22 protein-coding genes are annotated in these 19963 nt (G+C 65.1%); 17 read left to right on the forward strand and 5 right to left on the reverse strand.

From position 1 onward, the window contains the following. The first annotated feature begins 55 nt into the window (after window positions 1–55). Window positions 56–250, forward strand: coding sequence for a DUF6494 family protein (locus AC1DIO_RS01800; RefSeq protein ID WP_441504221.1), 195 nt, complete (start codon window positions 56–58; stop codon window positions 248–250). A 181-nt stretch (window positions 251–431) separates the two neighbouring features. Here the strand turns inward: AC1DIO_RS01800 and AC1DIO_RS01805 are convergent, their stop codons facing one another. Beyond that, entirely contained in the window at window positions 432–1406 is a 975-nt protein-coding gene (locus AC1DIO_RS01805) for a LysR family transcriptional regulator (protein WP_441492116.1), read from the reverse strand. A 68-nt stretch (window positions 1407–1474) separates the two neighbouring features. On the opposite strand from AC1DIO_RS01805, the gene AC1DIO_RS01810 reads away from it, so the two are divergent. From AC1DIO_RS01810 to AC1DIO_RS01860, 11 genes are all read left to right on the forward strand, one after another. Continuing rightward, on the forward strand, window positions 1475–2632 hold the full coding sequence (locus AC1DIO_RS01810) for an NAD(P)/FAD-dependent oxidoreductase (RefSeq protein WP_441492117.1): 1158 nt from the start codon (window positions 1475–1477) through the stop codon (window positions 2630–2632). Next, a complete protein-coding gene (locus tag AC1DIO_RS01815; RefSeq protein ID WP_441504220.1) occupies window positions 2629–2892 on the forward strand; it encodes a 2Fe-2S iron-sulfur cluster-binding protein in 264 nt (87 codons plus the stop codon). Before AC1DIO_RS01810 ends, AC1DIO_RS01815 begins: the two co-directional genes overlap by 4 nt. Then, window positions 2885–4171, forward strand: a complete 1287-nt coding sequence (locus tag AC1DIO_RS01820) for an FAD-dependent oxidoreductase (RefSeq protein WP_441504219.1) — start codon at window positions 2885–2887, stop codon at window positions 4169–4171. The genes AC1DIO_RS01815 and AC1DIO_RS01820 overlap by 8 nt, the downstream gene beginning before the upstream one ends. 3 nt (window positions 4172–4174) lie before the next feature. After that, window positions 4175–5581 (forward strand): aldehyde dehydrogenase family protein, encoded by a 1407-nt coding sequence (locus tag AC1DIO_RS01825; RefSeq protein WP_476853067.1) that lies wholly within the window; start codon window positions 4175–4177, stop codon window positions 5579–5581. A 25-nt stretch (window positions 5582–5606) separates the two neighbouring features. Next, complete coding sequence (dapA, locus tag AC1DIO_RS01830) at window positions 5607–6515, forward strand: 4-hydroxy-tetrahydrodipicolinate synthase (RefSeq protein ID WP_441504217.1); 909 nt, start codon at window positions 5607–5609, stop codon at window positions 6513–6515. 121 nt (window positions 6516–6636) lie between these two features. Next, window positions 6637–7464: a transporter substrate-binding domain-containing protein gene (locus AC1DIO_RS01835; RefSeq protein WP_441492122.1), complete on the forward strand. Its 828-nt coding sequence runs from the start codon at window positions 6637–6639 to the stop codon at window positions 7462–7464. Window positions 7465–7513: 49 nt separating this feature from the next. After that, window positions 7514–8176 (forward strand): amino acid ABC transporter permease, encoded by a 663-nt coding sequence (locus AC1DIO_RS01840; protein ID WP_441492123.1) that lies wholly within the window; start codon window positions 7514–7516, stop codon window positions 8174–8176. Between the two features lie 13 nt (window positions 8177–8189). Further along, the gene (locus AC1DIO_RS01845; RefSeq protein WP_441492124.1) at window positions 8190–8987 is read left to right on the forward strand and encodes an amino acid ABC transporter ATP-binding protein; all 798 of its coding nucleotides are present in this window, start codon (window positions 8190–8192) and stop codon (window positions 8985–8987) included. Window positions 8988–8994: 7 nt separating this feature from the next. Further along, entirely contained in the window at window positions 8995–10146 is a 1152-nt protein-coding gene (locus tag AC1DIO_RS01850) for a saccharopine dehydrogenase family protein (protein WP_441504216.1), read from the forward strand. Further along, a complete protein-coding gene (locus AC1DIO_RS01855; protein ID WP_441504215.1) occupies window positions 10143–10877 on the forward strand; it encodes an aspartate/glutamate racemase family protein in 735 nt (244 codons plus the stop codon). The genes AC1DIO_RS01850 and AC1DIO_RS01855 overlap by 4 nt, the downstream gene beginning before the upstream one ends. A gap of 97 nt (window positions 10878–10974) precedes the next feature. Beyond that, window positions 10975–11532 (forward strand): L,D-transpeptidase, encoded by a 558-nt coding sequence (locus AC1DIO_RS01860; protein ID WP_441504214.1) that lies wholly within the window; start codon window positions 10975–10977, stop codon window positions 11530–11532. A gap of 66 nt (window positions 11533–11598) precedes the next feature. On the opposite strand, the gene AC1DIO_RS01865 is transcribed toward AC1DIO_RS01860, so the two are convergent. Genes AC1DIO_RS01865 through AC1DIO_RS01880 form a run of 4 tightly spaced genes read right to left on the reverse strand, consistent with a single transcriptional unit; the run spans window position 11599 to window position 15757 of the window. After that, entirely contained in the window at window positions 11599–12348 is a 750-nt protein-coding gene (locus AC1DIO_RS01865; RefSeq protein WP_441504213.1) for an SDR family NAD(P)-dependent oxidoreductase, read from the reverse strand. A gap of 4 nt (window positions 12349–12352) precedes the next feature. Next, on the reverse strand, window positions 12353–13645 hold the full coding sequence (locus AC1DIO_RS01870) for an ABC transporter substrate-binding protein (RefSeq protein WP_441504212.1): 1293 nt from the start codon (window positions 13643–13645) through the stop codon (window positions 12353–12355). 53 nt (window positions 13646–13698) lie between these two features. Further along, complete coding sequence (locus tag AC1DIO_RS01875; RefSeq protein ID WP_441504211.1) at window positions 13699–14994, reverse strand: ABC transporter substrate-binding protein; 1296 nt, start codon at window positions 14992–14994, stop codon at window positions 13699–13701. Continuing rightward, window positions 14966–15757, reverse strand: a complete 792-nt coding sequence (locus AC1DIO_RS01880; protein ID WP_441504210.1) for a FadR/GntR family transcriptional regulator — start codon at window positions 15755–15757, stop codon at window positions 14966–14968. Before AC1DIO_RS01880 ends, AC1DIO_RS01875 begins: the two co-directional genes overlap by 29 nt. A 105-nt stretch (window positions 15758–15862) precedes the next feature. Here AC1DIO_RS01880 and AC1DIO_RS01885 point away from each other — a divergent pair, with 105 nt between their 5' ends. From AC1DIO_RS01885 to AC1DIO_RS01905, 5 genes are read left to right on the forward strand one after another with little or no spacing between them, the layout of a single operon-like run. Continuing rightward, on the forward strand, window positions 15863–16987 hold the full coding sequence (locus AC1DIO_RS01885) for a mandelate racemase/muconate lactonizing enzyme family protein (RefSeq protein WP_441504209.1): 1125 nt from the start codon (window positions 15863–15865) through the stop codon (window positions 16985–16987). Between the two features lie 5 nt (window positions 16988–16992). Next, window positions 16993–17868, forward strand: coding sequence for a carbohydrate ABC transporter permease (locus AC1DIO_RS01890; RefSeq protein ID WP_441504208.1), 876 nt, complete (start codon window positions 16993–16995; stop codon window positions 17866–17868). Next, a complete protein-coding gene (locus AC1DIO_RS01895) occupies window positions 17861–18694 on the forward strand; it encodes a carbohydrate ABC transporter permease (RefSeq protein ID WP_441504207.1) in 834 nt (277 codons plus the stop codon). Before AC1DIO_RS01890 ends, AC1DIO_RS01895 begins: the two co-directional genes overlap by 8 nt. 35 nt (window positions 18695–18729) lie before the next feature. Next, a complete protein-coding gene (locus AC1DIO_RS01900; protein ID WP_441492212.1) occupies window positions 18730–19599 on the forward strand; it encodes a DUF6772 family protein in 870 nt (289 codons plus the stop codon). Next, entirely contained in the window at window positions 19599–19934 is a 336-nt protein-coding gene (locus AC1DIO_RS01905; protein WP_476853068.1) for a hypothetical protein, read from the forward strand. Before AC1DIO_RS01900 ends, AC1DIO_RS01905 begins: the two co-directional genes overlap by 1 nt. Window positions 19935–19963: the final 29 nt, after the last annotated feature.

Here is a 19963-nt window from a genome sequence, read left to right on the forward strand (position 1 = left end):
ATCCGGGTGTATCACCAATGTACGCGGCCCTTGGCAGCGAGTTTGGAGAGCGATCATGGATGAGGACCGTTTCAACATGGCCGTCCGGAAGTTCCTGAAGGAGGTCGGGCTGACCTCTCAACGGGAGATCGAGCGCGTCGTACGCGAGGGAAACCTGCAAGGACGCGTCGTGCGCCTGCGCATGTCGCTCACGTCAGACGATGCGCCCTCGCTTCAGCATAGTGTCGAGACAACCATCGACCTCCGCTGAGGCGGCTGGCGGAGTGGCCCAGAACCCCCGCGGAAGCATCGGCAGCCGATCGCTTTACCTGACTGCGAAGGTCGCCGCGTTCGCTTTCGCGAGCATTCACCTGTAGCAGGGTGCCACCCAGCGATCAGGGAAGGCCTCATGCAATGCTCGGAATCTGTAATAACTAAGCAAATTTCGACTTCTAATAGAATTTAATCAGATCCGTACACAATTGCCTCAGCGATTTGACATAGGTATTATTGAATAGAAAAATTGCCTCACCAAAGTAAATCGGAATCTCCGGCAATCCATCTATATCAACCTTTGTTACATTTGGCTCCTGCTCCCCCAGGCACCATTCCGGAATGATCGCAAAGCCGAGGCCGGCCTCGACACATCGCTTGACGCTCGAACTGCCCGACGTCGAGATCGCGATCTCCATTTCGGAATCCTGTGGCCTGAGATAGTCGACCGCGAGATTGCGAAGGAGCTGGCCTGGCTCATAGGTCACGAACGGCCGGCCTGTGGCCCAATCCTTGATGCTGCTCGGCGAAGGCGGATCCCCCCAGGACGTCGGGAAGATCAGCGCCGGCCGATAGGTGCAGACGAGGTGCTGCGGAACGTTCGGGTCCCCGAAATACCGTTCGGTGATGCAGACATCCAGGCTGCCGTCCTTGATCAGTTCCGGGAGCGACGTGTCGCGCTCATAGGCCACGATCTCCACCTGGGGGTAACGCTCACGGAAGCGGGCCAGGACCGGCGGCAGGAGATAGTAGAAGATGGCTTGCGGAAGCCCGATACGCAGGACCGGACGCTCCTTGTCCAGGGTGCGGTCGAGCCGGGCGAGCATCGTATCCAGCTCAGGCAGCAGCAACTTGTAGAGGCTGCGTCCGCGAGGCGTCAGAATAACCGTCTTCGCGCCCTGCTCCGAGACCACCAGGCGCTCTCCCAGAACCTGCTCAAGCCGCCGGACATGATTGGCGGCAGACTGATAGCTCATGCCGAGCTTGCGCGCGGCTGCGGAATAGGAGCCGTCGCGCGCAACGATGAAGAACGTTTGGATGAGCGTCAGGTTGGCGTCACGCATGGCAGCCCCTCCCAGGAAAGCGACCTGCATGTCCCACAGCCGAGCGATTTCCGCCACTTTCAAACAATGAGGCAAGTCGGCGCCGATCATTTGGATCGACCGGCCGGGCGAAGCGGAAGAGGTTCGGCGCACCTCTTCTGGGAAACAAGATCGCCGTCATGGCCCGCCCCTCCTCAATGCATGTCGCCGTGGTTGGCGCGGGAATCGTCGGTGCTGCCGCCGCCCATTTCCTCGCGGCCGCGGGCGCAAGGGTCACGTTGCTGGATGCATCGGGCCCGGCAGCCGGTGCGACCGGCGCATCCGACGGCGCGGTCTCGGTGGCCAGCAAGCGCCCGGGGCCGATGATGGACCTCGCCCGTCATGCCAGGGCCTTCTACGGTCAGTTGGAAGCCGACGGCCTCTTCCAAGGGCTGTTCCATCGCCGCTCGACCTTCCTGATCGCGCAGAACGCCCTTGAAGCGGAACTCGTGTCGCAGCACGGCGCTGACCTCGCCCAGGCCGGCGAACGCGTCATCGCGGTCGCGCGAGCCGACCTGATGAACCGCATCCCCGGTCTTGGCGAACGCGTCGCGGCCGCCCTCGAGATTCCCGATGACGGCCACGCCCTTGGGTACCAGATCACGGCGCGCCTGCTGCAGCGGAGCGACATCGTCGTGCGGCGCCGGGCGCCGGTGTCCGAGATCGTGGTGCGGGATGGCCGTGCCGTCGGCGTCGCGCTCGCGGACGAAGTCCTGCCGGCGGACGCGGTCCTCGTCGCGGCCGGTATCGGATCGGCCCATCTCCTGAACCTGGGCGACATCCTTATCCCGCGGAAGGGACAGATGGTCGTCACCGATCGGGCAAGTGCCGGGCGTCCCGCCATCGACGGGCATCTCATGGCCGCCTCCTATCTCGCGGCCAAGCGCGGCATCGTTCTGGACAGATCGCATATCGGCCTCGTCATCGACCCGCTGGTGACCGGCCAGTTCCTTCTGGGCGGCAGTCGAGAGGACAATCGCAGCGATCATCGAACAGACGCGGTGACCGTGTCGGCCATCTTGCGGGCAGCCCTCGATCTCTATCCACCGCTCGGGGCGCGGCGCGTGGTGAGAACATTCGCGGGCGTGCGGACGGCCTCGCGTGATGGGCTGCCGATCATCGGCAGGCACCCGCATGTCGATGGGCTCGTCGTCGCGACCGGTTTCGAGGGCGACGGCATCTGCCTTGGTCCCTTCATGGGCGAATCCGCGGCGCGAATAGTCCTGGACCGGCCGCTCGCCGCCGATCTTTCGATGCTGACACCCGCTCGATTTGCCGGGGTCGAGGCCTGCCAATGATGTCGCGGATATTCTGGAACGATCGCGTCGTGCCCTTCCGCCCCGGCGAGACGATTGCAGCGGCCTTGGGCCGGGCCGGCATCCTCAGCCTCGGTCCGGAAGGCGCGCCGGTGCGCGGACGTGTCTTCTGCGGCATCGGCGCGTGCCAGGCTTGCGTCGTCTCGGTCGAGGGTGGCGCACCGGTCGAGGCGTGCCTGACGCCCGCCAGGGATGGGTTGAGAATTGGGTCCATGCCCTCGGTTGGGGGGCGGAATGACTGACATTCCGATCCTCGTCGTCGGCGGCGGGCCCGCCGGAGCAAGCGCTGCGGCCACTCTCGCAGAGGCTGGATTGCGTGTGCTTCTGGTCGAGCAGCGCGATCAACTGGGCGGCGCGATCCACCGCCAGGCGGCCCGCGGCGCGGCCCATGCCGTGCACACGCCCGCCCGGCACCGACGCAACTGGGCCGAGCTCGCCCAGCGTATCGAGGCTGCCGGCAGCCGCATCGAATTGCGCACCGACACCGTCTTCCTGGGCGTCGACGGCGATGGCCGCCATCTCTTCGACGATCGGGCGGCCGGCAGGGTTTTTGCCCGCACGGTCCGCGCGGCAGTCATCGCTGTCGGAGCGGTTGAGAAGATCCATCCGTTCGAGGGCTGGGACCTGCCGGGCGTCATGACCGCGGGCGGAGCTCAGGTCCTGCTCAAGGAGACCGGCGTCCCACCGACGGGGCCCATCCTGGTCGCCGGAACAGGCCCCCTTCTTCTTGCCGTATCCGCACAGCTTGCCAAGGCGGGCAACCCGCCGGTCGCGGTGCTGGAGCGAGGGCGTCCATGGCTTCGCTTCAACGCCCTGCTGCAGATGGTCGGGGCAGGGCCGCAACTCGGCGAGGCGGCTTCCTACGCCGCCACGCTCCTGTCGCAGGGCGTCCCCTACCGGACCGGAACCGACATCCTCTCCGTTCGCGAGGATGATGCGGGTCTGGACATTCGGGTCAGGCGCAGTGGCTCCCTTCATCGTCTGCGCGCCCGGCATGTGCTGGTGCATGACGGCATCGAGCCCAACCGGGTCGGCATACCCCTTTCGGATCCTGACGGGGCCGTTCCCGTTGTCCTTGCCGGCGACGGGCGCGAGGTTCTGGGCGCGGACGCGGCCATCCTGGACGGCCGCCGTGCAGCCTGCACGGTCCTCGCGCGTCTGGGGATGCGGCGTCCCGACGGGCAAGTCGAGGCCAGGCTGACGGCGGCGCGGAATGTCCAGGCCGCCCTCTTCAACCTGTTCCGCTCCGCCTTGCCGGAGCCAACCCCCGAGACGCTGATCTGCCGCTGCGAGGCGCGTCGCCTCTCCGACTTCAGATCGCTCCCGGACGATGCCTCGACTCGGGAGATCCGCCTCATGGGGCGGTTCGGGATGGGTGTCTGCCAGGGGCGTTTCTGCGGCCCGACGATCGCCGCCCTGCGCGGCGAGGCCGTGCCTTCGGCCATCCCACCTCGTTGGCCCCTGCGGCCGGTGTCCTTGGCAGCACTTGCCGACCTGAAAACAGACGATCTGGAGTCCTAGACCGTGACCATCACCCTTGTGAAACGTCCCGCAGCCGCAACCGCATCCCCACAGATCGAGGTGTTCAATCCCTACTCGGGCGCCAGAATTGGTCAGGTCGCGGTTGCCGATGAGGTCGCGGTCGCAAAAGCTCTGCAAGGCGCGCGCCKGGCGTGGCGCGAGTTCCGCTTCAGCACTCCGGCGGAACGCAAGGCCTTGCTCTACCGCCTCGCGGTGCTTCTCGCTGATGAGGCCGACGATATGGCCAAAATCATCTGCGCTGAAGTCGGCAAGACGATCGCGGAGGCCCGCAATGAGGTCCGTCGCGCCCAGAACACCCTGCGCCTGTCCGGCGATGCGGTGACCGTGCTGCATGGCGAGGTGCTGCCGACGGCAATTGTGCCCGGCGCGCCCAGCAAGTTCGCGTCCATCACCTATGAGGCCGCCGGCGTGGTCGGGGCGATCACGCCCTTCAACTATCCGCTCAACCTGCTTTGCCATAAGCTCGGTCCCGCGATCGCGGCCGGCAACGCGGTCGTTGCCAAGCCGTCACCGAAGGCGCCGCTCGCGGCGGCGCGCCTGGCCGAACTCGCTGCCAAGGCCGGCTTTCCCGCAGGCCTGTTCACCGTCGTGCATGGGGGCGCCGAGGTCGCCGCGACCATTGCCGGCGGCGATATCGACATTCTGAGCTTCACCGGCGGACCCGCAGCCGGGCTGGCGCTGAAGAACGCATCCGGCCTGGTCCGTTGCCTGATGGAGCTCGGTGGCAATGACCCGCTGATCGTCATGCCCGACGCCGATCTGGACCGCGCGGCCGACGTCGCCATTGGCCATCGTTTCGAGATCGCCGGGCAAAGCTGCGCTGCGGTGAAGCGCCTCTTCCTTCACGACTCCATTCGCGAAACCATGCTGGAGCGCATCGTCGCGAGAATCGAGGCCGTTCGCACGGGCGATCCGGCCGATGCGGACACGGTCATGGGAACCGTCATCGATGAGCAGGCCGCCATGGAGGTGGAGCGGCGTGTCAGGCAGGCGGTCACCGATGGGGCAGAGCTGCTGGCAGGCGGCGTCCGGAAGGGGACGCTCTTTGCTCCGACGCTCCTCGACGCCGTGTCGGAAGGCACGGACCTCGTGCGCTCCGAAACCTTCGGCCCGGTTCTGGCAGTCCGCCGCTTCAGCGATGTCGGCAGCGTCATCGCCGAGGTCAGTGACGGCATCTACGGCCTCCAGGCCGGCGTCTTCACCAACGATCACGCGCTGGTCAAACGCTTCTCGCGCGAACTGCGCGTCGGTGGCGTGATGATCAATGAGGGCCCCGATTTCAGGGCCGAGAACGTGCCGTTCGGCGGAATCAAGTCCAGCGGCCTGGGACGCGAGGGCATCCACATGACCTTGCGGGAAATGAGCGAGACCAAGGTCGTCATCGACTGAGGCTTCGGGAAAAGGGAATTGCACAATGATCGATAAGCAACTTCGTCAGCGCATGGCTGGCGTCTTCACCGCTCTCGTGACGCCGTTCAGGAACGGCGCGGTCGATACCCCGGCGCTCGAAGCCTTGATCAAGAAGCAGCTGGAAGCGGGTGTGGCCGGGCTTGTACCGGTCGGCACCACGGGCGAGGCCGCGACCCTGACTGACAGCGAGGCAGAGGACGTCATTCGCACCACGGTCGCAGCGGCCAAAGGCCGAGCCTTCGTGATGGCCGGCGCAGGATCCAACGCGACGAACCTGGCCATCGGGAAAGCCGTGCGGGCGCAGGCGCTGGGCGTCGACGGCCTCCTGATCGTCACGCCCTATTACAACAAGCCTTCTCAGGCCGGCCTGTTCGACCATTTCTCCGCCATTGCTGCGGCGGTGGAGATCCCGATCATGCTCTACAGCGTGCCGGGACGTACCGGAGTCGAAATCGCGCCGGAGACGGCGGCGCGCCTGGCGAAAGCCCATACCAACATCGTCGGCATCAAGGAGGCCGGCGGCAAGGTCGAGAGGATCACCGAACTGCGCCGTGCCCTCGGTGAGGAATTCGTGATCCACTCAGGCGATGATGGGCTCACCCTGCCCTTCCTCGCGGTCGGTGCCGACGGCGTGACGAGCGTCGCCTCGAACCTGCTGCCCAAGGACATCGTCGCTCTGCACAAGGCCTGGGTCGCTGGCGAGACAGACAAGGCTCGGCGCCTTCATGAGGCTCTGTTCGACGTGATTGGACATCTCTTCATCGAGAGCAATCCAGTACCGCTGAAGGCAGCGCTCGCCCGCACCGGGGCCATCAGCACCGAAATCCGAGCGCCGCTCGCCCCGTTGCGCCCGGAGAGCCTTGCGTCGCTCGAGGCGAGCCTCAAGACCTACGAGACAACCGCCAACATATAAAAAAACCGGTAGGAAGCGGGGCTACTCTCGCATTGTTCGCGAGGGTGGCTCGCCTACGCTGCCGTCAATCCGGATATCGGAGCAAGGCCGAGTACATCGGCGGGGAACGGAGTTTAGACCCATGAAACAAGTCCTTCGGGCAATCTGCGCCGCCGGCCTCTCGCTGCTGGCGCTTTCGGGAACGGCCAGAGCCGAGGATACCGTGGAAGCCGTGCGCGCTCGCGGCGTTCTGCGCATCCCGGGAATTCTCAACGAGGATCCCTATTTCAACAAGGATCCGCGGACCGGCGAATGGCGCGGCTTTGCCATCGAGATGGCCAGGGACATCGCCAAGACGCTGGGCGTCAAATTGCAGGTCGTTGAATCGACCTGGCCCAATTCGATCCTGGACGTGCAGAGCGGCAAGGCTGATCTGGCCCTGGGCGTCACCGCGACGCCGCAACGGGCGCTGTCGGTCGCGTTCTCCCAGCCGACCTATTTCAACAGCTTCGTCATCGTCTCGCCGAAGCCCGAATTGTCGAAGCGGAGCTGGGCCGAGCTCAACGATCCCAAATACACTTTTGCCGTCGATCTCGGCTCCTCCCAGGACCTCATCGCGCAGCAATACCTGCCGAAGGCAAAGATGCTTCGGTTCAAGTCCCGCGACGAAGCGATCGTCGCCGTCGTCACCGGCAAGGCCGATGGCCTCGTGAACACGATGCTCAACGGCCTCGTCATGGCCAAGAAGGCCAGCGGCATCGGCAAGGTCATGGTGCCGCAGCCCGTGCTCTCCACCCCTTCGGTGGTGGCTATGAACTGGGGAACCGACGAGAAGTGGAAGGCCTTCATCTCCTCCTGGGCCGAATACAACCGCCGCATCGGCAACAACCAGACCTGGATCGTGAACAGCCTGGAGCCATTCGGCATCACGCTGGACGATATGCCCGAAGGCTTCGGCTTCGGCGGCTGAACTCCCAGGCGGCCCGCGAGGGCCGCCTCCACGGAAGGCTGGAGAGAACATGTATACGTGGAGCTTTGCCCCGATCCTCCAGGCGAGCGATCTCTTCCTGTGGGGGGCGTGGATCACCGTCGTCTATACKATCGGCTCGATCGCACTTGGCCTGATCCTCGGCCTGGCGGTCTGCTTCGCGCGGCTGTCGGGCAATGGACCGCTGAACTGGTTCGCACAGGGCTTCCAGGAGCTGTTCCGGTGCACGCCCCTGCTCGTGCAGCTGCTCTGGATCTATTACGCCTTGCCGCTGATTCTCGGGATCGACATCCCGAACTGGGCGGCTGCGATGACGACGCTGTCGCTCTATGCGGCCGCATTCTATGCCGAAGTCTTCAGGGGTGGCATCGTCTCGATCGACAAGGGGCAATCCGAAGCAGGCGCCGCGATCGGCATGTCGGGATGGCAAGTCATGCGCAGGATCGTCCTGCCGCAGGCGATCCGCAGGATGATGCCCGCCTTCATCAATCAGTCGGTCACGCAGTTCAAGAACACCTCACTCGTATCGGTCATCTCGGTCGCCGACCTCACCTATATGGCGACCGTCGTGAACGGGCAGACCTATCGACCGCTGGAGGCCTATACGGCTGTCGCGATCCTCTATTTCGTCATCCTGTTCCCGGTCACGAAATTCGCCGACGTCGTTGAGCGCCGCATGCGCGCGGGCAATTGAGGAAAGGCGTTCCATGACCTCCAAACCTTCGTCGACCTCCAAGCCTTCGTCCGCTTCGTCCGGCTCCCTCCTGGAAGCCTCCGGCGTCACCAAGAACTTCGGGGCCCTGAAGGTGCTCCATGGCATCGACCTGGCGGTGAAAGCCGGCGAGGTCCTCTCGATCATCGGCCCTTCCGGCTCGGGAAAGTCCACCTTCATCCGCTGCATGAACATGCTGGAAAGGCCCGATGCCGGCGATATCCTCTTCCGCGGCAGGCGCGTTGGTCTCAAACATGTCGGCGATGCCCATTTCATGGGCCAGGGCGAGCTACGGCGCCATGTCGGCATGGTGTTCCAGCACTTCAATCTGTTTCCCCACAAGACGGTTCTGGAGAACGTGATCGAAGGACCGATCATCGTGCAGCGCAAGCCCCGCGCCGAGGCCGTCGAGATCGCGATGGACTATATCGCGAAGGTCGGGCTCGCCGATAAGCGCGATGCCTGGCCGAACCAGCTTTCCGGCGGACAGAAGCAGCGCGTCGCGATCGCGCGGGCCCTGGCCATGCAGCCGGATGCCCTTCTCCTGGACGAAGTCACGAGCGCGCTCGATCCCGAGCTGGTCGGCGAGGTTCTCGGCGTCGTACGCAGCCTCGCGGATCAGGGAATGACGATGGTTATCGTCACCCATGAGATCTCCTTCGCGGCCGACGTCTCGGACCGGATCGTCTTCATGGAAGCCGGGCGCATCGCGGCGGAGGGCTCGCCGACCGATATTCTGCGCAGCCCGAGCAACGAGCGCCTGAAAGCGTTCCTGTCGCGCTTCCATGCCTGATGAACCGATGAACAGGCTTGGGGAGGAACACCGCCCGTTTTCCGTCGTGATCGTTGGCGGCGGCAGAATTGGCTCGGCGCTGGCGGTCCTGCTTCGCGAGGCCCCGGAGTTCGACGTCGTGATCGTGGATCCGACGGAGCCGGCTCGGGTAAGCGCTCGCAATCTCAATCTGCGCCTGGTGGACATCGATCCCGCCAACCCATCCAAGCTGGACAGCCTGCTGGCCCGGTCCGACGCGGTGGTGGCCGCGCTGCCATCATCCGCGACACCTCCCATAGCCGCGGCCGCCCGGCGCAGCGGCGTGCATTACCTTGATCTGAGCGATGATACGCCCGGCCTCGAGGCCGTTCGACGCGAGGCCGGGTCGGCCTCCAGCTGCTTCGTTCCGCAATGCGGTGTATCGCCAGGATTGATCTCGCCGCTGGTGCTGGACCTCTTGTCCAGGGGTGTGATGCAAGGCAGCGAGGTGAATGTCCGGATCGGCACCTTGCCACGGCATTCGACCAATCGGTTCGGCTACGGCCTCACCTGGGATGTCGATGCCCTGCTGCGCGAATATCTGCAGCCCTCGACCGCGTTGATCAACCGCAAGGTAACGCGCCTGCCTCCCCTGTCCGAGCAGGAGCAGCTCCGTCTCGACGACAGCCTCTACGAGGTCTTCGTTTCCGGAAATATCCCCCTGAGCCTGTGCACATGCCTGGAGGGGCGTGTCGACAGCCTGGTCTCCCGGACGATCCGCTATCCCGGCCATCTCGACTACATGAAGTTCCTGCTGGACGATCTGAAACTGCGGCACCGGGTGGATCAGCTGCGGAACCTCTTTCTGAACGCGCTCCCCGAGATCGACGACGACCGGCTCCTGGTCTTCATCACGGCCGTCGGCCTGCGGAACGGGCGGCGGATCGAACACCGGTTCGCGCGTCACGTCGTTCCCGCGACTGTCGGCACCGTTTCGTTGAGCGCGATGCGGCGGACTGCGGCATCCCATGTCGCCGCCGTCCTGGACCTCATTCGGGAGGGACGGCTAAGCGGCTGCGGACTGATCGCTCAGGAGGATATCCCGATTGACGCATTGCGCGCCAATCGCTTCCTGTCGTGGTTCTTCGACGGGATCACGACCGCCTCGGCCGAGCACTCGAGCATGGAAACGGCATCGTGAACAGCAATCCCACTCCCGCGCGGACAAACGGCGTGGTCGCCGATCTCGGGATCGGTGTGCTCATGCTCGACACGCAATTCCAGCGTCTGCCCGGGGATATCGGGAACGGAACGACATGGTCGTTCCCGGTCCAGTTCCGGGTTGTGCGCGGCGCGAATCCCGCTGCGGTGGTCCATGGGCAAGCCGCGGGACTGCTCGAGCCCTTCATCGCTGCAGCGCTCGATCTCGTCGCGACCGGCGTGCGCGGCATCACGACGAGCTGCGGCTTCCTGGCGCTCCTGCAGAAGGAGATGACCGCGGCGCTGCCAGTGCCGGTGGCGACCAGCAGCCTGCTCCAGGCACCGGTGATCGAGGCGATGCTTCCCGCCGGCCAACAGGTCGGCATTCTCACCTTCGCAGCGGAAGCGCTGACACGAAGGCACCTCGATGCGGTCGGCGTCAGGGCGGACACCCCGATCGAGGGTCTGGCGCCGGAGAGCCTGTTTCGCCGCGTCTATGGCGGCCAGGGCGGGATTTCGGATTTCGCTACGCTCGAGCGGGAGGTCGTCGACGCGGCGCTGGCGCTCGTAGCCAGGCATCCCAATGTCGGGGCCATCCTCTGCGAATGTACCAATCTGCCGCCTCATGCAGCAGCAATTGCGGAGGCGACCGGACGACCGGTCTTCGACATCATCGGCTTCATCGACTGGTTCGCGCGCAGCTTGACGCCTCCAAGATATGTGCGGCGCTGAACTCCGGCTCCGTCCCAGTCTGCGCCGGCGCATTCTGTCTTGACGCCCCCTCCATTTCTCCCTTGAATCGCCAGCTGGGGGCGTTGCAGGGCGGGTCATGCTGCGCGCTATCATTCTCTTCGTTGCGGCGCTGGCGCTCTCGGCGCCCGCCTACGCCTACGACAATGCGGTCAGCCGCGGGCTTGCCGACTTCCTCAACATCTTCAGCGAACAGGCGATCCCGCGCCAGATCGTGCCTTGGCGCGGGCAATACGCGCCCGGCACGATCGTCATTTCAACGAGCCAGCGGCGGCTTTTCTACGTGCTCGGGAATGGGCAGGCGATCCGCTATGGCGTCGGCGTCGGGCGGCAGGGCTTTAGCTGGTCGGGGACCAAGATCGTCACGAGAAAGCGCGAGTGGCCGGATTGGCGGCCTCCCGCGCAGATGCTGAAACGCCGGCCCGATCTGCCGCGCTACATGCCGGGCGGCATCGACAATCCCCTGGGCGCACGCGCGCTCTATCTCGGATCAAGCCTGTATCGCATCCATGGCTCCAATGAGCCCAACACGATCGGGGCAGCCGTGTCGTCGGGTTGCATCCGGATGACCAATCGCGACGTTGTCGACCTCTACGATCGCGTCAGGACTGGTACCAAGGTCGTTGTGCTGCGGTGACGGGAAGCCCCCGGATCACAGCATCATGAGCCCCGCATGCTACGCGAGAGCCGCGGGCCGCGCAGGCTACAGTCGCAATCCGCCATCGACCGCGATCTCGGCGCCGTTGATATAGGCCCCCTCGCCGCGGCACAGCAGCAGCGCCACTCCGGCGCAGTCGCGTGGTGCGCCAATCCGCCCAAGCGGGACGCGCTCCAGGACCGCCGCCTCATAGACCGGGTCGGCCAGCACGGCGCGGTTGCGATCGGTCAGGATCGCGCCCGGCTTGATCACGTTGAAGGTGACATCCGGCGCCCGGACGGTGCGCGCGAGATTCAGGATCATGCTCGTCTGGGCCGCCTTGGTGGCGGCATAGTAGAGGCAATCGGCATTGGGCCTGGCCTCCTGAACGCTGCCGATCGCGATCACCCGGCCAAAGCCTCCCGCGATCATGCCGGGCAGGAAGGCCTGGATCAGGCGGACCGTGGCGTGGAGATTGACTTCGCTCTGCACCACCAGGGCACGATCACTGACGATGTCCCACCGCTCCCTGATCTCGGCCGAAGCACACAGCACCAGGATGTCGGGAACGAGGCCCCGAGCGTTCAGGTCATCACGCATTCGGCCGGGCATCGCCGGGTCTGCAAGATCCGCGATCAGGCCGCTCGCCTTCAGCCCGGCCGCATGCAGCCGCGAGAGCGCCTCCGCGTTTGCGGCCGCATCGCGATCATGCAGCACGGCATGCGCACCGGCCCGGGCCAGTTCCGACGCCACGGCCAGGCCAATCCCCCGCGCCGCGCCGGTGACCAGAGCGACGCGCCCATGAAGCCCTGCCATCCGCCTAGCCGAGCAGCGGGCGAACGCGCTTCACCGCGTCGTCCATTGCCTGTTGCGGTGGCTTGATGCCGAGCACTGCGGCCTGCGTCTCCTCGATGAAGATGTCATGGGCGCGCGCCTGCTCGTCGAAGGCCGGCAGATGAATGCGGGAGGCTTTGAGCGCTGCCGCCTCGTCGGCCGCATAGGGCATCGCGGCAATCAGCGCCGGATCGGCATAGGTCGAGATCCGGACAGGACCGTTGCCATTCAGGGCCATCGCCTTGGTGCCGGCCTTCGACGAGAGAGCCCGGATGAGATCCCAGGACAGCGGCTTCTGCCTGCTGTTCTTCGGGATCACCAGCGACCAGAACTCGACTGTCGGCGCAAACGCGACCTTGCCGACAAGGTCGGAGGCCATCGGCGGCAGTAGCGACTTGAAGCGCCCGCCATACTTGCCCTTGGCCGGATCGTTATAGGTCACCAGCCGGGCGAAGGGGTTGATCGTCATCGCCGCCCTGCCCTGCTGCATCCAGGTGGTGATCTCCTCGTTGTTGACGGTCGCGAAATTGCGCGGCAGCACGCCCGCCTTGTAGAGATCGGCAAGCACCGTCAGGGCCTTCACCATTGGCGCCTCTGCCGCCACGAGCTTGCCGTCGCTGGTCATGTAGTCGCCACCAAGACAGCGGGCGAGGGTCAGGAAATTGGAGGCGAAGACCGCTGTGAAGGCAAGGCCGTTGACCTGCGTGCCGTCCTCGCGCTTGAAGGTCAGCTTGCGCGCCACCTCGATCAGTTCCTCGAAGGTGGCCGGCAGTTTGGTGATGCCGCGTTCTTCCAGCAGCGCCTCGTTATAGATCAGCGCATTGGTGGCGTGGCGAACCGGTATACCGTGCAGGGCGCCGTCGACTTTCAACGGCTCGACCAGTCCCGGCGCGAAATCGGCGAAATCCTCGACTGGCGCATCCTTCAGCAAGGCATCCAGCGGCTCGAACAGCTTGAGATTGCGCGGCACGGCGCGGCCATTGAGCAGGTAGGCGAGATCGATCGAGGTCTCGGTCAGCGTCACCTCGCGCAAGAGGCGCTCATGGATGGCGTTGACGTCGCCGAAGGTGACCCAGTTGACCGCCGCGCCTGCCTGCTTGCGCCAGGCTTCGGTCGCATCGCCGCCCGGGCCCGTCGTGGCCGAGGTCTGATGGACACGGTGCCCGAGTGCGGTCACCGTCCGGGCCTGAGCCATGGCGCCTGTCGGCAAGGCCAGCGACGCTGCCGCTCCGCTGGCGAGCAGTCCGAAGCGGCGGCGCGAAAGAGTGCGATTGTCCATAGTGTTCCTCCCGATGGTGCTCCGCGCTGTGCCGCGCGATTGTCAGAGATGGTTCAGGCCGGCAGCAGGGGCTGCACGCGCTTGACGAGCGAGGACATGGCCTCCTCCGGGGTCTTCATGCCGAGCACGGCGGCTTCGGCCTCTTCCTTGAACAGGTCGCCGGCACGGGCCGCCTCGTCGAAGGCTGGCAGCGGCACACGGGCGACCTTGAGCACCTTCAGCTCTTCCGCCGCATAGGGAACGGTGTTGGCGAAGCCGGCATCGGCATAGGTCGAGGCGCGCACCGGGCCATTGCCGTTGAGGGCAGCCTTCAGGGTCGCATCCTTCGCGGTCATCGCCTTGATGAAGTTCCAGGCGAGATCCTTGCGCTTCGCGTTCTTCGGGATGACCATGCCCCAGAACTCGACCTTGGCTGGCGCAGCGTCATATTTTCCGGCCAGCGTCTTCGAGGCGGGGACGGCGACCGTTCTGATCTTGCCGGGAAATTTCGACTTCTGCGGGTCGTTGTAGATGCGATTGCGGCCCATGCTCTGCAGGCTCATCGCGGCACGCCCGGTCTGCATCCAGACATTGACGTCCTCGGGCGAGAGCGTCGCGAAATTGCGCGGGAAGGCACCGGCCTCGAACAGGGCGCGCAGGAGCTTGATGGCGTTCAGCATCGGCGGCTGGTCGGCGACGCATTTGAAGTCAGACGTGATGAAGTCGCCGTCCCAGGCGCGAGCGATATCGATCACGTTCGGGTAGGTGACGCCGGGCATGCACAGGCCCACCACCGCGGTGCCGTCGCTGCGGCGATAGGTGCAGGCCCTGGCGATCTCGACCAGTTCCTCGATCGAGGCCGGCGGCTTCGAAAAGCCCCTCTCGGCCAGCAATTCCTCGTTGTAATGCAGCCCCGACGAGGCATGGCGGAACGGAACCGCGAGCTGCTTGCCGCCGACCTTCATGCCTTCCATCAGCCCGGGGAAGATGTCAGCCGGGTCCTCCAGGGGATCGCGGCTCAGGTAACCGTCGAGCGGCTCGAACAGGTTGGCGGCGCGTGGGATCACCTGCGTGTTCAGCACGAAGCCGACATCGACGGTGCTTTCGGAGAGGCTTGCCTCGCGAAACAGCCGCTCCTGCAACGGTCCGGTATCAAAGGTCGTCCACTGGATCGTGGCACCATTCTTCTGCGCCCAATCCTTCGTGATGTCGCCGCCTTGTGCACCGGTCGCGACGGTCTGCATCACCCGGTGCGCAAAGACGTTGAAAGGGCCGCCCTGCTGCGCGAAGGCCGGAGCGGCGCCGGCAAAGCTCAGGCCGATGAAGCCGCCCAGGAGCTGCCTACGGTCCAACCCTGTTCCTGCCGTCATGATTATCCTCCCCGAGTGTCGCGAGTTCCGCGATGGCGGCTTCAGCCGCTTCGAAATGCTTGTTCATGGCCATTTCCGCCGCCTCGGCGTCGCCGGCGCGGATCGCTTCGACAACGCGGACATGGCGCTCATAGGTCTTGCGCCAATCGGCCTGCGTGCGGGCGCTGCGCGAATTGAAGATCTCCATCACTTCACGGATCACCGGACGAAGGCCCTGGATCTGGAGATCAAGCAGCCGGTTGCCGGCGGAGGCGGCAATCGCCTCGTGAAAATCGAGATCTGCCTCGATCCAGCGCGGCACGTCGCCGAGCGACGCCTCCATGCGCACGAGGATGCCAGTCAGGCGCTCGATATCGGCGGGCGAGCGACGCTCGGCGCTATAACGCGCGATCGGCGGCTCTAGGATGCGGCGCAGTTCGACAGCCTCGGTGAGCCCGGTCTTGCTGCCTCTCACGGCGAAGCGAAAGAAGCGATCGAGCGGAGCGGCATCGAGCGCCTGGACGCGCGTGACCTTGCCCTGCTGGATGTTGACGACGCCCATGGCTGCGAGCTGGCGGATCGCCTCGCGCGCGATCGGTTTGCTGACTCCGAAGGATGCGGCAAGGCGCGCCTCGGATGGAAGCGCGTCGCCGGGCTTCAGCCTGCCATCATGGATTGCCTGGGTGATGCGCGCGATCAACGCATCGCCCAGCCGCGTCGGCACGACATCGGAGGCGGCGAACGGGTCGCTGTCGATCTCGGGCAGTGTCGCGGCTTCGGTCATTCGCATCCTCCACTTTCATGATTGACAGATACAGAGCAGGTTTGCAACTGATCAACCTATCAGTTAGGTTGATCAGCCTTCCCGCAAACCAGGGACCGATACCAGATGACCGGCCGCAGCATCGCCAGGATCGAGTCCCATCCCCTGCGGGCGACACTCGAGAAGACGCAACGCACCTCGCAAGGTGACTATCCCGCGATCGAGCTCGTTGTCGTCGAGGTCACGACCAGCGACGGCATCACCGGCTACGGCGAGGCGCTCGCGCGCCGCGGAGCCGCCGGCTATGCGCGCCTGATCGACGATGCGCTGAGCCCGCGGCTGATCGGCAAGGATCCCGCAGACCGGCGGGCCCTGTGGAAGTCGATGCGCCATGCCCTCTCCGGGCGGCCCGGTGGGCAACTGGTCGAAGCCATATCCGCGATCGACATCGCTCTCTGGGATATTGCCGGCAAAGCCGCCGGCGAACCGATCCACAAGCTGCTCGGCGGCATGGGGCGGCTCCGCGTGCCGGCCTATGCCTCATCAATCAACTGGCTCGACGATGCGACGGTGGAAGCAGAGGTCGCAGCGGCGGTGACGGCCGGGTTCCGCGAGATCAAGGTCAAGCTCGGCCATCCCCTGAAGGACGCGATCGCGCGCGCCAAATTCATCCGCAAGCTCGCCGGGGACGATATCGCCCTCTATGTCGACGCCAACTGGGCCTATGACGTCGACGACGCCATGATCGTCGGGCGGGCGCTGGCCGATCTCGGCTACGGCTTCTTCGAGGAGCCGATCGCGCCGCATGACCGCGCAGGCTATGCGCGCCTCGCCCAACACCTGCCGATCCGGCTCGCGGCGGGCGAGAGCGACTATGTCGCCAGCGAGGCCCTCATGATGCTGCAGGACCGCTCGCTCGGCCTGATCCAGCCGGACGTCACACGCTCGGGCGGCATCACCGAGACCTGGCGCATCGCTGAACTCGCCGCGAGTTTCAACACGGCCTATGCCCCCCATGTCGGCTGGTCCGGCGCAATCTGCGTTGCCGCCAGCCTGCAGCTTGCCGCCGCGGCCGAAAGCCTGCGGACCTTCGAGTGCATGGTCTACGCCAATCCGCTGCGCGACAGCTTCACCACACCGGTCGTTGGCGAAGGGCATCAGCTCGTCGACGGTATGCTCGACGTGCCGCAAGGTCCCGGCCTCGGCATCGAAATCGACCGCGAGATGCTCGCGCGCCACCGTATCGCCTGAGCATCATGGCCAGTCGCACGCCCCTCTCTGCCCTCGCCCTCGTCAGCCCGGTCCAGCTGATGGTTGGCGGTATCATCTTCCTGCCGGCGATCTATGTGTTCTGGCTCAGCCTGAACCAATCCTCCTTCGGTCAGGCAGCCAGCTTCGTCGGCCTCGCCAACTACGCCAAGGTGCTCGGCGACCCGTATTTCTGGCGGGCGTTGATCAACACGGTCATCGTCGTCGCCGTCGTCGTGCATGTCGAGCTGCTGCTCGGCCTGCTCATGGCGCTGTTCTTCGCCTCGGGGGTGCCCTTCCGGGCGCTCCTGCTCGCCATCGTGCTTGCGCCCTACGCGGTCAGCGAGGTCTCGGCGGTGGTGATGTGGCGCTATCTGTTCGAGCCCGATGTCGGGATGATGAGCCAGGCGCTCGCCTGGTTCGGCTTGCCACCGATCGAATGGGCGGTGAAGCCGTCGCATGGCCTTTTCATGGTCTCGTTGCTCTCGATCTGGCTGCACCTGCCATTCAGCTTCATCATCATCTACGCCGCAAGACTCTCCGTCCCGGACGAGCTCTACGAGGCCGGCGCCATCGATGGTGCAACGGGTTGGACCGCATTCCGCCGCATCACCTTGCCGCTCCTGATGCCGGCGCTGCTGATCGCCGCCCTGTTCCGCTACATCTTCGCCTTCCGGCTGTTCTCCGAGGTCTGGCTGATGACCGGCGGAGGTCCCGCACGCACCACCGAGGTGATGGCCGTCTATCTCTATCTCGAGGCGTTCCGGTACAACTCCTTCGGTGCTGCGGCCGCGACCGGCTGGTTGCTGGTGCTCGCCTCGCTCCTGCTTGCGCTGTTCTACCTGCGCTCTCTCTACCGGGAGATGTTCAGAAAACATGCCTAAGCGCTCATTCCCCCTTGCGGTCCTGAAGGGCTTTGGCGTCCTCGCGATCGCCGCCTGGTCGATCCTGCCGATCGCGCTGATCGTGATGTCGTCCTTCAAGTCGGACCGGGACATCTTCTCGTTAACCTCGCGGTTCAGCTTCACGCCGACGCTCGCCAATTACGAGCTGCTCTGGAGCCGCTGGGGCGACTTCTTCCACGGGCTCTGGAACAGTTTCCTGGTTACGTCCGGAGCGACCGTGCTTGCCGTCACGGTTTCACTGCTCGCCGGCTTCGCCTATTCCCGTCACGCCAGCCGGGGCCTGCAGGCCAGCGCCTTCTTCCTGATCTTCATCCGCCTGATCCCGCCGATCGTGATCACGCTGCCGCTCTTTCCGGTGGTCAACTGGCTCGGGCTCAACGACACGCATCTCATCCTGATCGTGCTCTACGCCACCTTCTTCGTCTCGCTCGGCACCATCGTGATGCGCACGTTCATCGACCAGATCCCGCGTGAACTCGACGAGGCGGCGATGATCGACGGGGCCTCGCAGTTCCAGATCATCAGGCGCGTCATCTTCCCGCTGGCCGCGCAAGGCATGCTGGCGGTCGCGGTCTTCGTCATCGTCTACGCTTGGAACGAATTCCTCTTCGCCTTCATCTTCACCACGACCAAGGCCAAGACCGCGCCGCTGGTCGTCGCCGAGATGATCGGCGCGGTCGAGGGCGTCGAATGGGGCGTGCTCTTCGCCGCCTCCGCCGTCCAGCTGCTGCCGGTGCTCGCCTTCGTCATCCTCATGCAGAAGCACCTCGTCGCGGGCCTGACCGCCGGCGCGGTGAAGGGGTAAGCCCAATGACCGCGACCAGCTCCCAACTCGATGACATGCGCCGTGCGATCCGCGAGGCGGATCCGCAACTCAGTCGCTTCGATCCCTTGCCTCGCATCATCTGCCTCGACGATTTCGACCGCGGCATGTGCGGCTGGACCCAGCTCGTTGGCAATTACGAGGACACGCTGGACGCCATGCTGCCGGGCTATGCCCAGCATTCGCACGCCATGCTCTCGACGCTGCCAAACTGGGATTTCGGTTCGCATGGCGGCGTCGACGGCTCCTATGCGCTGAAGATCGCGACACGGCCGAAGAAGGGCGCGCAGAACGTCGCAATCAAGCGCCTGACCTTCCGCAAACCCGGACCGATTCGTCTCGAGGCCTATTTCAGCTTCAAGCCGGAAGCGACGGAACTGCAGCTCTCCGAAACCGACATCCGCTCGTTCGGCTTCCTCTACGATCTCCAAGTCGGCGACCAGCATGGCGCCGGCGGCGAGCGCGTGATGCCGCATCTGCGCTTTCTCAATGCGCTCGACGGCGAGCATGTCCAGAAATGGCAGTTCAAGCGCCGCACCACGCCGATCAAGCCGATCGGCTCCGCCGGCAAGACGATCTCGCATTACCATCTCTCGCCGGACGACTGGGAGGATCTGCCGGGCGGCGAGCAGCGGCTCTGCTACAACGAGATTCCGACCAAGGTGAACTGGCACTATCTGCGTTTCGACTTCGATCTGGCGACGATGCGCGCCACCGGCTTCCAGGTGAACGACCGCAGCTTCGACATGAGCAGCTATGAGTCGATCCGCATCCCGGCGATGAAGAACCTCTGGTGCATGCTCAATCTCGGCTTCTTCGCCGAAACCGACTCCGACAAGCGCGCCTTCGCCTATCTCGATTCCGTTTGCCTGTCGGGAGATTTCTGATGCTGCCCGAGAACCTCACCGCCATCGTCGCCCGCAACGAAACCTGGACGGGCGAGGCCGCAACCGAGCCCTACGAGGCCGGCTGGKCCAAGGAAGCCATCATCTTCGTGCKGGCCCTCAAGCCACCGAAGGGTGCGCTGCCGCAGGCCCGCATCGAGATTTCGGCCGACGGGCTGCATTGGGCCCCGGAAGGTTCGCTCTTCGATCTGCCTGCGCGCGAGAACGCCGTGACCTTCCAGCGGCTCGCGCATTTCGGGAACTTCCTGCGTGTTGCGGTCTCGCTGCCGGCGGGAGCGGAAATCACCGTGCTGGTGAGCCTGCACCTAAAAGCGTGACGCACCGACAGTCACCAGAGCCTGCGATC

Source organism: Allobosea sp. 05T439, assembly GCF_056396005.1.